Annotated in this window: 9 protein-coding genes; 3 read left to right on the top strand and 6 right to left on the bottom strand. The window is 47.3% G+C overall.

The window, feature by feature from the left end; translation table 11 throughout:
• The first annotated feature begins 374 nt into the window (after window positions 1-374).
• Entirely contained in the window at window positions 375-764 is a 390-nt protein-coding gene (locus HGH92_RS05040; RefSeq protein WP_168869658.1) for a hypothetical protein, read from the top strand.
• A 238-nt stretch (window positions 765-1,002) separates the two neighbouring features.
• Here the strand turns inward: HGH92_RS05040 and HGH92_RS05035 are convergent, their stop codons facing one another.
• The 5 genes from HGH92_RS05035 to HGH92_RS05015 all read right to left on the bottom strand — a co-directional run bounded on the left by HGH92_RS05035 (window position 1,003) and on the right by HGH92_RS05015 (window position 10,161).
• Window positions 1,003-1,689, bottom strand: a complete 687-nt coding sequence (locus HGH92_RS05035) for a hypothetical protein (protein WP_168869657.1) — start codon at window positions 1,687-1,689, stop codon at window positions 1,003-1,005.
• Between the two features lie 5 nt (window positions 1,690-1,694).
• Window positions 1,695-4,964 (bottom strand): type VI secretion system Vgr family protein, encoded by a 3,270-nt coding sequence (locus HGH92_RS05030; RefSeq protein ID WP_168869656.1) that lies wholly within the window; start codon window positions 4,962-4,964, stop codon window positions 1,695-1,697.
• A 127-nt stretch (window positions 4,965-5,091) separates the two neighbouring features.
• Complete coding sequence (locus HGH92_RS05025; RefSeq protein ID WP_168869655.1) at window positions 5,092-6,540, bottom strand: hypothetical protein; 1,449 nt, start codon at window positions 6,538-6,540, stop codon at window positions 5,092-5,094.
• A gap of 137 nt (window positions 6,541-6,677) precedes the next feature.
• The gene (locus HGH92_RS05020) at window positions 6,678-9,053 is read right to left on the bottom strand and encodes a ribonucleoside-diphosphate reductase subunit alpha (RefSeq protein WP_168869654.1); all 2,376 of its coding nucleotides are present in this window, start codon (window positions 9,051-9,053) and stop codon (window positions 6,678-6,680) included.
• A 133-nt stretch (window positions 9,054-9,186) separates the two neighbouring features.
• Complete coding sequence (locus HGH92_RS05015; protein WP_168869653.1) at window positions 9,187-10,161, bottom strand: ribonucleoside-diphosphate reductase small subunit; 975 nt, start codon at window positions 10,159-10,161, stop codon at window positions 9,187-9,189.
• A gap of 449 nt (window positions 10,162-10,610) precedes the next feature.
• Between HGH92_RS05015 and HGH92_RS05010 the strand changes: the two genes are divergently transcribed.
• Entirely contained in the window at window positions 10,611-11,252 is a 642-nt protein-coding gene (locus tag HGH92_RS05010; RefSeq protein WP_168869652.1) for an ATP-binding cassette domain-containing protein, read from the top strand.
• A gap of 1 nt (window position 11,253) precedes the next feature.
• On the top strand, window positions 11,254-12,375 hold the full coding sequence (locus tag HGH92_RS05005) for a hypothetical protein (protein ID WP_168869651.1): 1,122 nt from the start codon (window positions 11,254-11,256) through the stop codon (window positions 12,373-12,375).
• A 194-nt stretch (window positions 12,376-12,569) separates the two neighbouring features.
• On the opposite strand, the gene HGH92_RS05000 is transcribed toward HGH92_RS05005, so the two are convergent.
• Window positions 12,570-13,142, bottom strand: a complete 573-nt coding sequence (locus HGH92_RS05000) for an NADPH-dependent FMN reductase (protein WP_168869650.1) — start codon at window positions 13,140-13,142, stop codon at window positions 12,570-12,572.
• Between the last annotated feature and the right edge of the window lie 16 nt (window positions 13,143-13,158).

Raw genomic sequence — 13,158 nt, 5'->3', positions numbered from 1 at the left:
ACCAGTGAGAAAACGTAGCTTCATGAAAAAGTATTTCCCGTACTTGTAATTATCGTTCTCATTATATCATTGTTATTGACGGTTTCTCCGAGGCATCGCTCTTTCCATAGTCTTTATCATTGGAATAGTGGTGTGTCCGGCCTGCGAAGTATCCAGCTGGAAGACGGCGGTTCAGGTTCCCTGATGGGATTTGAAAGTTACGGGATTATGACTGGATAATTCAATTTAAATACAGCGAGTGGGTTGACAGTTGGCCATGTTGTTTGATGAACTGAAGTGTAAGTAACACGGGTGAGCGGCTGGTGAAATAACAAAGTAAAAGATAAGTTCGCAATGAAAAAAAACTGGATATTCTACTAAAGAAAATCGAATCGTTGCAGAGTTATGAGAAAGCCGTAATGATGGCTTTTGTACTGATTTTTCTTGCCTTTGGCTTCTGGAATGGGAAGCAGCGAGCTAACAGGCTCTATGAAAATGGCTACTGGACAACTGGCATTGTTGTTGAACGCGGCACAGATTATAAAGGTAGATTGGCTTTTAACTATGAGTTTTATGTTGATGGGAAAAGATACTTTAATCAGGCTTCTGGTATAGGGATACGTCCCGGGGCTTACCAGGAGTTCATCGGGAAGTCGTTGCCCGTGATATATAACTCAAAAGATCCTTCAGAGAATGACATGTCGTTGCGTCCAGGTGATTTTTCATCCCATGGACGGGAACTACCTGATAGCTTGTTTTGGATTTTAGATTGCGTGGAGAAATAAGCTCGGGCATGAGCATTTATTTTATTTCTGAAAAGTATACATGCTTCGAATGAACATACACCTTGATTTCATTTACGTCCGGCAGTAGTTGGGACATATCCTGTTACAGGTGGATGCTGCCGGAAATGTGGTAAAGGATAATTATTTTGAACTGCAGAGAACCGGATTTTAAATAACAATGATCGGTAAATGTTATGAGAAGCCAGAAATCGCTTGCCAGGATAATATATACAATTAACTACCGCATATAAAGCGCCTGTGGGTAGACTCCTTTATACGCACTCAGTTGCTCTGATTTGATCATTTCACCGGTATTCCCATCGATGAAATACAGCCTGCCTTTCATTCCTATCTTGTCACCCAGGTCATGTACTTCCTGCAGGAGGTATACCTTCCACAGTTTTTGCAGGGAGGAATCCGTGGAGTAAAACTCAATCTCCAGCTTATCGCGGTTCATACCGGTATGTATGTTAATATCTCCTTTGTTGGTTAGAAAAGTCAGTAGTTTGTTGTAGTCGAATTTTCCAAATTTCTTGTCTTCATTGACTTCTCTGGGTTTGGTGCTGGTGCTGTCAAAGTAGTACCAGGTGCCGATTTTAATGAGACTATTTTTTATGCCCAGCAATTTTCCTTTTTCTTTGATATGACCGTTGTTTTTATAATATGATTTATAGATGGAGTAAAAATCCGGTTTAGGTGGAATAATGATCGTTCCTGTTATATCAGGGTATATTTCTGCCCCATCCTTCATAAAATAAGAATACTCGGTGGTGCCTTTTTTATAGTTCGCATAATTGTTATCCCAGCTTTCAAAATCGAATTTTTCAAATGTGGCGTCCATTTTGTCTTTTTTTTGAGCGACTACAGCTGTTTTACAACCAGTAATAGATATGGTAATGATCAGTCCTATAAATAATTGCTTCATGTTTGTCAGATCTTAGAATTTATTATTTTCCATTGCCAGTACCAGGTACTAACTCTGTCAATAGCAGTGTGAGCAGCGCCGGTCACTTTATCTTTCGTCAGATGGGAATAGTCCATCACATTATCCGTTGACATGGCCTTGTATATATACTCCTCTCCGTAGAAGGTATGTGGCAACCCCAGTCCATGAAGGCATTCATGCCCAATGGTGGTGGCGCTGTGCGTCTTGAACATCAGGCCGTAATCTGTACCAAGGTTGGAATACCCGCCTACGCCCGTTCCTGTTCCATCATCCGCAAGCACTTGCTGATAGGTATTTGCCAGAAAGAAGAGCTTGAAGTGATTCGTGAAAGTACCTGGATAACGCTTCTCCAGCTCCGTCTTCAGGAAACTGTCCAGTGACACGTTTTTGCTGCCGGAACTGGATTTGATATTTGTTCCTTCTACATTGTACTCTGCATTAAAATCGATGGTCTGATGGTTTTTCGTATGGTCCCTTACATCTAAAGATACAAAATCGTTGCGTTTACTATCAGGATTCATTGTTTTTTCAACGAGATTGATGCCAATCAGCGCTTGTTTAAGGTTTCGTTTGATCTCATTGAGAGAAGAAGGGCTGCCGGTGCCAGCATTGGTCCGGACCTTCACAATTACGATGTCTTTGACCATCTTCTTTAGAGGTGCAACTATTTTTAAGATCCCTGCGGGAAAGCGGGCGATCTCCTGTTTGCTTTGTGGATCAAGGCTTATTGCCCACACTTTGATTTCTTTATCGTCATTAAAATCCGCTTTACAGGTGATCGTCACGTCAATCTTACTGCTGATCTTCTCTTTGAGAATGGTATGCTTATCGATGCTTACCAGTGGATGTTTTTCATCCATAAGCGTATTGTCCATTTCGAATATCAGCTTGTCTGGCTTTTGTTCTGTTTTGTCTACCTTTTTGATTGTCAAATGCAGTTCCAGATCGGCTTCGCCGGACTCGAGGACAGTCTTCGGATTGGCAGGGTCGGTTTTTCTGGGCAACAGCGCTAAAAAGGGAATGTAGTAAGGAATATTGATCGGCTTACCTTGAGCATCTTTATCAAATGAATAGGTGTAGTTACCGTACAGACCTTTTAGCCTTGTTAACCGGTCGTACGCTGTAAATGCCGCGGGCTGTGGGTCTGCATGAAAGTTCGCAGTCCAGGAATTGACATCCGCATTGCGTTTCGTATTGGCATCGGTGACTGGCAGCGTATAGTATTGACCAATGAGCGAGTCATACGACACGTCGCCATCCAGGCGGGTGTCACCGATCCTGAACCAGTCAAAACCGAACTGCCCCTTCCATCGTCGCTGAGGACGGAAATGCACAATGGCTGTAGCAGTAAGAAGATTAGGTGCGACCTCGTATGTTACAGCAGTATTGCTATGTTTATTAGCCTCCTGTACTTTGATCTCTGCTATCCCTTTTGAGTTAATGGTAGCGCTCTCATTGGAATGGAGAAATATTTTTTTCTGCCCAGCAAGATAAAAGTCCTCTGCCTCTATTTTCATTTCCCCTTCAGGTGTGTTAATCAACGCTTTGCCGGCCTGTAAATGCATGTATTTAGTCACCAGTTGCCGCAACTCCGGCGTGGTGACCAGCATCTTAGCCATTACGTTCATCATGATCTGATTGCCGGCGCTCATATTGAAAGTGTTGCCGACAAGGATGCTAAGTGTATTATTGGCCACCAGGTTCAGGTCACTGGCGTTCAGGTTCGTCGTTTGCGGTGCGCGGATATTCACATTACTGCTGGCGGCATTCACAACAATACTGCCGTTGCCGTCCATCAATACTGTATTGCCACTGGCATCCTGCAGTGTGATGCTTTTACCTCCGTCATCATACACTATTTTATTGCCGCTGCGCGTCTGGATGGTTTTGATATCATTATCGGCGTTGCCAAATTCCGTGTTGGCGTCAGCGTGATAAACAGTGCCAATAACATAAGGCCGATGAGCATTTTTGCCTTCGAATCCTATCATCACTTCCTCCCCGTTTTCAGGAATAAAGAAATGTCCTTTATTGTGTCCTCCATGCGGAGCGGCTATTCTGATCCATGGCGTTTTTTCTGGGCCATTCATCCAGTGGAATTTCACCCTTACTCTGCCCATGCCTCTTGGGTCTGCATTGTCGGTCACAAAAGCACTTTGCACTTCGCAGAGTGGATCTTCGGGAATGACTACCGGTGGTACACGCAACGAGCCTGGAACAGCCGTAAAATGGTTACTGTAATCGCCCTTGGTATCGACAAAGTGTTCAACGGCTATAACGAGATATTCTCCATAGTCTTCAGTGCTGCCGCCATTAAAAACATTATTTCCCGTGATTTCAGTTCTGCTGCCAATGGCTACACCAGGGTGACCACTTTGTCCGGTAAGCATTATCATTTTAGTGCTTTCTATGGCGCCATGTAAGGTGGCCATATCATCCTGTTGTTTTTTGCTGTCGGCATACCTGAAGTTCCATTGTTTGGGTTGCGTTCCGAATATGGTTTGCGCGTTTTCCAGCACTTTAGTGCCTAAAGCGTTTAAACCGGCTTTTTGTCCGACTTCTTTCCCGGTGCTGGTATATATAAGACTGTTCTGATAGTCCCACCCAATGTACTGTCTGTCCGTGGGCCGGGCATTCAGATGGATGTTAAAATGACTGAGCGTACTACCATATACAAGTTGGGTTTTGGTATCTCCTGATGGAGGAGCCATCACCAGCCCACTGCCATTCCAGTATAGCCATTCTCCCTGCTGGGCGCAAAGCCGGTGCAGAAATGCCCAAGCGGTTTCTTTATACTGCACGGCATACTCGAATACCTGTTTCGACACCGGCATGAACTTCGGTGCCAGTAGCTGGTGAGGAAAGTGTTTTAATACATCTTCTGCAATGCCTTTGACGGTTTGGTTTTCCCAGCTTTTGCAATGAGGGCCATTGTCCAGAATGATAGTAGGGCTATAACCGGAAATAATGACATTCCCATACTCTCCGTTCACTCGCGAAGTTTCTACATTGGTGATGATACCATTGAATTGTAGTTTACCACTGAGCCCAATACCTGAAATATGCGCTTCGAAGGTGTTACCGATCATATCCTGTGATGAACTGAATATCCCGGAAAGGCCGTCAATGGTCTGTGATGTGCAGGTCAGCGTAAAACGATGATGCTCGAAGATGCTTTGGGTCAGCGTAAAACTGGAATATGTTGATATCGGGGTGCCGTTGATACTAAACACGGCGTCGGTTAATTGCGCCATAGATCGCCTGATGAAGGGTTACTAAACAGTTATCTTCTTGTAAGATACTATTTTTAAATGGTATAGATGGCGCAATGTGTGAGAGAAAAACAGTTTACATGATAAGTTTTTTGTTCATTGTCAACGCCTAAAAATTATACCCCATCCTCACCTTAATCGGATCCGTCCTCGGCACATGCTGATTATACAAAAAGTCAAACAGCACCATCATATTACCTTTCAGTTTACTGTTGATTTTATACTTTTTGCTGATGCCGATAAGTCCGCTGGGCGTCCATGACTGGCCTATGCCGTCAGGGAGACTGGCAATATCAGGCTGATAGTTCTGTTCATAGCCGCCGTTGAGATAGAAAGTGCCTTTCAGTTTCCAGTCGATGAAAGAACGGATACTGGCGCCCTGACCGCTGAAGTGGATATCATTGAAACCGGTACCCAGACCGAGCTTGTACGAAGCGCCGATGCCTGCGCTACCGTTTTTATGGAACTTATAGGCTACCTGGCCGGCGAGGTCGCTGGTGGTGGGGAAAAATTTGGTGCTACGCTGAAACTGGATATTGCTGCCGAATTCCAGTCGTTGCAGAAAACTTTTGGTCTTCAGCTCTTTGGGTTTGAAATTGGGCATATCGGCGGCGTTGTCAAGGTCAGGGAATTTGCTTTTCAGCTCGTTGATGCGACTGCGGGCTTCGGCCATCTGTTGACCGACAGCGGCGCCGGCATTGGGGCCGCCACCCAGCCGTTGCTGGATAAGCTGCTCCACCTGTGAGCGGGTTTGCAGGCCGGCGAGGTCCTGTGGATTGGCACTTCCTCCCTGGAGGTTGAACAGACCGGCGATCTGGGAGTGTTTCTGCATGAAATCATTAAAAGCGGGTACTTTTTTGATGATCTCCATGGCTTTCTGTTCTGCTTTTCTTTTATCCTTGAAGACTTCTTTATACTCTTTTAACTGCTGGGCGTAATAGTAGGCTTCCTTGTTCATTTTCTGAAGGTCTTTGGTGAAGCCGGTATATTGCGAGAGTTGTTCTTTGAGTTGCTGTTTCCGTTCGCGGATGAAGGACTTGATAGCTTCGGCCTGTTGCAGTTTGTCTTTGAGTGCGTCCATGGACTTGGTGGCGTTGCCGAGTTTATCGGTGATGCCTTTGCTCTGTTTGAGCAGGTCGTTGGAGCCTTTGAGGAAGGCGAGTGAGTTTTGCAGGCTGTCCAGGTAGGGGCCGCCGGGCTGGGAGAGCATGGATGGTACTTTCACTTTGCCCAGTTTTCCTTTGAGGCGTGCCTGGAGGTTACCGAGCGAGTCGATGCTGCGGGTGAAGATATTTTTAGCCGCCACACTGTCTATTTTGGCCAGTTTTTTCTGCATGGCCTGTTCTTCTTTGAGGAAGCGTTTGAGTGCTTTGTCGGTGCGTGCGGTCACCTGTTTATTGAGCTTGTCGGCTTTGCTTTTGGCGGTGGAAATGAATTTCTCCGGTACCTGTTGCACTTTGGCGGCCACGCTGTCTTTTTTGGCCAGAATATCTTGTGCCAGTGTTGGTTGCAGGGAGAAACAACAGAACAGGAATATAGCTGTGTGAATAAGTTTCATAAATAGGTACGGGTTACAAATAGTCAGGTGCTATCGGGCGGTAAGATAGGAATTATCTGGCACATATAAACGAAAAATCCCCGGCCGCTGAGACCGGGGATGTTGATAATTATACTTATAAACCCTTTTGCAAGTTATCAGGCGCTGCAGGTCACGCAACCTTCTTCCATGGTGCATACAGCCCCTTCGGGGATGTCGTCGATGGATATGTCACCGCCTTTGGCGATAACAGGTTGGATTTGCTGGCCGCCTTGTTTTTCAACGGTAAACTGTACCGCCTGTGTGGCTGCCTGTGTACGCAGATAATACATGCCGGTTTTGAGGCCTTTTTTCCAGGCGTAGAAGTGCATGGAAGTCAGCTTGGCGGCTGTAGGAGTGTCTACGAACAGGTTGAGCGACTGTGACTGGCAGATGAACGCGCCGCGGTCGGCTGCCATGTCTATCAGGCTGCGTTGTTTGATTTCCCAGACTGTTTTATACAGTTCTTTGATATTAGCCGGGATCTCGTTGATATTCTGGATGGAACCGTTGGCGGAAATGATTTTTGTTTTCATGTCATTGTCCCACAGGCCCAGTTCCACGAGGTCTTTCAGCAGGTGTTTGTTCACTACCACAAATTCACCGCTCAGCACGCGACGGGTGTAGATGTTGGAAGTGTACGGCTCGAAGCACTCGTTGTTGCCCAGGATTTGGGAAGTAGAGGCGGTCGGCATCGGAGCCAGCAGGAGGGAGTTGCGGATACCATCTTTAATGATGGATTTTTTCAGCGCGTCCCAGTTCCAGCGGGAAGATGGTGTTACGCCCCACATATCGAACTGCAGCACGCCTTTGGAGGCTGGTGAGCCCGGGAAGGTTTCGTAGTGACCGTCTTTTTTGGCGAGATCGTTGGAAGCGGTCAGACCGGCGAAGTAGATGGTTTCAAATATTTCGCTGTTCAGTTTTTTAGCTTCATCGCTTTCGAAAGGATAACGCATCAGGATAAACGCATCAGCGAGGCCCTGTACGCCCAGGCCGATCGGGCGGTGGCGCAGGTTGCTGCGTTCTGCCTCTTCTACCGGATAGTAGTTGTGGTCGATGATTTTGTTCAGGTTCAAAGTGGCCTGATAGGTCACTTCAAACAGTTTCTGATGGTCAAAAACGCCTTCGTTCACGAAGCGTGGCAGCGCCAGAGAGGCGAGGTTACATACGGCCACTTCGTTAGCGTCAGTATATTCGATGATCTCTGTGCAGAGGTTGGAGCTTTTGATGGTGCCCAGGTTCTGCTGGTTGGACTTGCGGTTGGCGGAGTCTTTATACAGCAGGTAAGGGGTGCCGGTTTCAATCTGGGCGTCCAGGATAGCGAACCACAGGTCCTGTGCTTTCACGGTTTTGCGGGCGCGGTTTTCCTGTTCGTATTTTTCGTACAGGGCTTCAAATTCTTCACCCCAGCATTCGTGCAGACCGGGTGCTTCGTGTGGGCAGAAGAGTGACCAGGTGCCGTTGGCTTCCACGCGTTTCATGAACAGGTCTGGCATCCAGAGGGCGTAGAAGAGGTCGCGGGCACGCATTTCTTCTTTACCATGGTTTTTACGCAGGTCCAGGAATTCGAAGATATCGGCATGCCATGGTTCCAGGTAGATAGCGAACGCGCCTTTGCGTTTGCCGCCGCCCTGGTCCACATAACGGGCAGTGTCGTTGAATACGCGCAGCATCGGGATGATACCGTTGGAGGTACCGTTGGTGCCGCTGATATAAGAACCGGTAGCCCGGATGTTATGAATGCTGAGACCGATACCACCGGCGCTCTGGGAGATCTTGGCGGTCTGTTTCAGGGTGTCGTAGATACCTTCGATGCTGTCGTCCTGCATGGTGAGCAGGAAGCAGGAAGACATCTGCGGTTTCGGTGTGCCGGCGTTGAAGAGGGTAGGCGTGGCGTGTGTGAACCAGCGCTCGCTCATCAGGTTGTATGTTTTGATCGCGGATTCGATGTCTTCTTTGTGGATACCTACAGACACACGCATGAACATGTGTTGAGGGCGTTCCACCACTCTACCGTCTGTTTTCAGCAGGTAAGAGCGCTCCAGTGTTTTGAAACCGAAGTAGTCGAAGGCGAAATCGCGGTCATAAATGATGTTGGAGTCAAGGATGTCTGCATTTTTCTCGATGATATCCCAAACTTCGTCAGACAGCAGGGCTGCGTTCTTGCCGGTTTTGGGATCAATGTAGTTATACAGTTTGCGCATCGTTTTGGAGAACGATTTTTCTGTATTCTTATGCAGGTTGCTTACAGCTATGCGGGAGGCCAGCAGGGCGTAGTCCGGATGTTTGGTGGTGAGGGACGCCGCTGTTTCAGCAGCCAGGTTGTCCAGCTCCGAAGTAGTTACGCCGTCATATAAACCCTGGATCACTTTCTTGGCCACGTCTATTGCGTCTACATATTCCGTATTAAAACCGTAGCACAGTTTTTCGATACGGGCAGTGATTTTGTCGAACTTCACTGCTTCTTTTCGTCCATCTCTCTTGATTACGAACATGGGTTTGTGAATTTAAGAGGTTAGATAAATGAGTTTGAAATTTGGGGATTTTTTGATTTTGGAATTTTGTTTGTTGGATATTTTAAACATCTCCCGAAATCAAAAAATCATACATCAAAAAATCCCGAAATGATTAAAAGTCTTCTTCCAGGCTGAAGGTCTGCGCTTCTTTGCTGCCGCCCATTACGCCTGACTTCTGATAGTCACCCACACGTTTCTCAAAGAAATTGGTCTTGCCCTGCAATGAAATCATTTCCATGAAGTCAAAAGGATTGGACGCGTTGTATATTTTGGTATAGCCCAGCTCGGACAACCATCTGTCGGCCACAAACTCGATGTACTGGGACATCAGGTCGGAGTTCATGCCAATCAGGGCTACCGGTAAGGCTTCGGTAATGAATTCTTTTTCGTAGCTCACCGCATCGCGGATGATGGTGTGTACCTGTTCTTCGCTGAGTTTATTTTCCAGCATGCTGTATAACAGGCAGGCAAATTCGCAGTGCAGTCCTTCGTCACGGCTGATCAGCTCGTTAGAGAAGGTCAGGCCTGGCATCAGTCCTCTTTTCTTCAGCCAGAAGATGGAACAGAAGCTGCCGCTGAAGAAGATGCCTTCTACCGCTGCAAATGCCACCAGGCGTTCCGCGAAGGTGCCGTTCTCGATCCAGCGCAGCGCCCATTCCGCCTTTTTCTTCACCGCAGGTACTGTGTCGATGGCGTGGAACAGCCGGTCTTTTTCTGCCGCGTCTTTGATATAGGTGTCAATCAGCAGGGCATATGTTTCGGAGTGAATATTTTCCATCATGATCTGGAAACCGTAGAAACAACGGGCTTCCGGGATCTGTACTTCACTCATGAAATTTACGGCCAGGTTCTCATTCACGATTCCGTCGCTGGCGGCAAAAAATGCAAGTACGTGGGATATAAAGTGGCGCTCGCCGTCATTCATGCTGGCCCAGTCTTTCATGTCTGCACTCAGGTCTATCTCTTCGGCCGTCCAAAAACTCGCTTCATGTTTCTTATACTGCTCCCATATCCTGGGATATTTGATCGGTAATAAGACAAAACGGTCCTTGTTCTCTTTTAAAAGAATTTCATTCTCGTTACTCATAATAATATTTTTTATATCGGGTCGCGGTTCTCGGTTTTTCCTAGTGGGGTTGGTATACTGAAAAATTCGCATATCTCACATGTACCACCTGCCTGTTTCCAGCATCTATATCCTAAAACTGATTACGTCCGGGATTACAAATGTAAGGAACGACATTAGCGGGGGAGGTTTTAGTTTTCAACAGGTGTGGAAAAACAATGTGAACATTGTTGGAATGTAGTGCCGGCGTATGTTTCACGGTGATGTGGAAAACCCTGGGTATAACATTTTTTCTTCATGAAAAAAGCATGACATTTTAAGGGGATATATACATAAAAACACCATAGACCGACTAACAGTATGATGATCAGCATAAAAAAAGCCGCTGGCAAATTTTTGTTAAATTGAATACCGGAATATATTATTATAAGGATTAATTTTTCATATTTACGGCAGATCAACTTATGCGTATGTCCGAACCGGTTATAGTCCTTCATGCTGTCAAAAAAAATTACCAGAGTGTACCCATTCTGGATATCCCCCATCTGGAATTGCCGGCCGGCATATACTGGCTACAAGGTGAAAACGGCGCCGGCAAAACCACCTGTATGAAAGTAATGGCCGGCCTCATACCCTTCAAAGGGGAAATCCGGCTTCGTGGGGATGTCAGCAGCAAAGACCATCCGGTGGCCTTTCGCCGGCTGATCAACTACGCTGAGGCGGAACCGTTCTACCCGGCTTTCCTCACCGGCCGCGATCTGCTGGAGCTCTACCTCGGCACCAAAGGGGGCGACCGCCAACTGATCGCTGAAATAGCCGAACGAATGGGTGTGCATATCTTTGTCAATAACCCGGTGAGCACCTATTCCAGCGGCATGCTCAAAAAATTGTCGCTGCTGCTGGCCTTTACGGGCAACCCGGCGGTGATACTGCTCGATGAGCCCCTCATCACTATCGATACCCGCACGCTGGCGATCATGTACGACCTGGTCCGCACCCGCCATGCTGCCGGCGTTACCTTCCTTATCACCTCCCACCAGCCGCTGGACCCGGAAGAGGTCACCATCACAGGCACTCTTCGGATCGCGGAAAAAAATATTACGCTCAATTAATATGCGTTCAGTTACGGCCATCCTGCAAAAAATATTCACTACCCGGTTCTATATACAGAACACGGGCTTCTTCCTCGTGCTGTTCTATCTCATGTTCGGCGTGGTGGACAGCGGCAGCCTGCTCAATTATCACAAAGGGCTCATGATGGGCTTCCTGGAAGGCACGTCCTTCCTACTGATCGTGCTGGGACTGTGGGCGCTTTACTGCCTCAAATGTGTAGGCTTCGTGATGAAAGTAATGCAAACCCAGGGCTACGAATTCCTGTACCCCGCCATGGGCAGCATGAACAAAAACAGCCGCCTCCGCGAATGGTTCCTCATTCATAACGCCATCTACCTGCCGGTATGGATCTATGGCGGAATAGCGATGGCCGTGGGCATCCGGCACCACTACTACGGTCCTTCCATTGTTATCCTGGTATTTAATGTGATCATGGGCCTCTGGCCACTGGCGCTGTACGACAGGAAACTGTTCCGGCCGGATACCTTCTTTTTTACCGGTTATCTGCAACGCTGGATCAACCGCCGCTTTACAAAGCCGCCGGTACTGTATTTCCTGTATGAACTGTTTACACAGTTTCCCCGCCGCATCCTCACGGCCAAACTGGTATCTGCGCTGATGTTATGGCTTACTTTTTTCCTCATGCAACAAGGCGATTACTTCGATCTGCGCGGCCTCCAGCTGGGCGTCATGTTAAGCGTGCTGCTGCATCTTCAGCTGCTCACACATCACCGCGCCTTCGATGATACGTGGCTCAGTTTCATGGAAAACCTGCCTGTCAGCACCTTCCGTCATTATATCCGCATGGCGGCCATCTACCTGATCATGTGGATACCTGAAATGGTGATGATCACGGTCAACGCCCATACGAAAACAACGGCCTTGTCACTGCTTATGGTTTTCTGCCTGGCGCTTTCCCTGCTGATGTTTTTCCGCTCGCTCCTATATTTTCCGAAGATAAATAACGAACTGCACGTACGTTATGTACTGCTCACCTGTTTTGTAGTACTGTTTATGGTGCTCGGACATTACGAATGGCTCGCTATCCTGGTGCTACAGGTGCTTTCAGCGATTGTGTTCTTTAGCAAATACCGGCAGTACGAACCGTATATAGAGCCGTAAAATTTATCTTCCAAAACAACCACTGTATTAAAAGCAAAGCGGGCTGACCGATAAGGTCAGCCCGCTTTGTATTTTCGTGTAAACGGCTTTTTTTATTGCAAAAAATCATTCCCACTTGCCAGCATTAAGGACTATGATCTTTATCCTGTCACCTTAACCGGCAACAAGCATTCACCTAATTGTGGCCCAGGGCTTCAGCCCTGGGTACCGCGGGGAAAACGATCACTCAGTGTTGCCAGCGATTCCAGCATCAGCGGTAATTGTTTGCGGATAAATTCATCTGTCAGGTTGCCTGATTCGTCGAACTTATGCTGCGCATTGGCAATCATGATTTCCGGTTTGTTCACCACATGGGCATTGAGGAACACCATTACCTGCCGCAGATGGTACTGCATGCGGGCGGTGCCTACGTTGCCCTGGCTGGCGCCCAGGATAGCCACGGCTTTTTCGTTGAAAGGTTTGTCTGGATGCCTGGAGAGTACGTCTATCACGTTTTTCAGGCCACCGGGAACGGAGTAGTTATATTCCGGTGAAACAAAAATAACGCCGTCAGAGGCTTGTATTTTCTCTGCCAGCGGCACTACCTGTTCCAGCAGTTCCGTATGTACGTCGGCGTTATACATAGGGATGTGGTCATAAAACACCTGCTCAATGGTGATGTGCGACGGTGCCAGCATTTGCATGGCTTTGAGAGCCATCTCGTTGTAGGACCCTTTTCTGAGACTGCCACAGAAGGCAATAAAATGATACTTTTTTTCGACAGACATGGTACTGCTTTAAATG

This window comes from Chitinophaga varians, assembly GCF_012641275.1.
Classification (GTDB): domain Bacteria; phylum Bacteroidota; class Bacteroidia; order Chitinophagales; family Chitinophagaceae; genus Chitinophaga; species Chitinophaga varians_A.
Note: the sequence above shows the minus strand (reverse complement) of the source record. Positions and strands in the feature narration are given on the sequence as shown.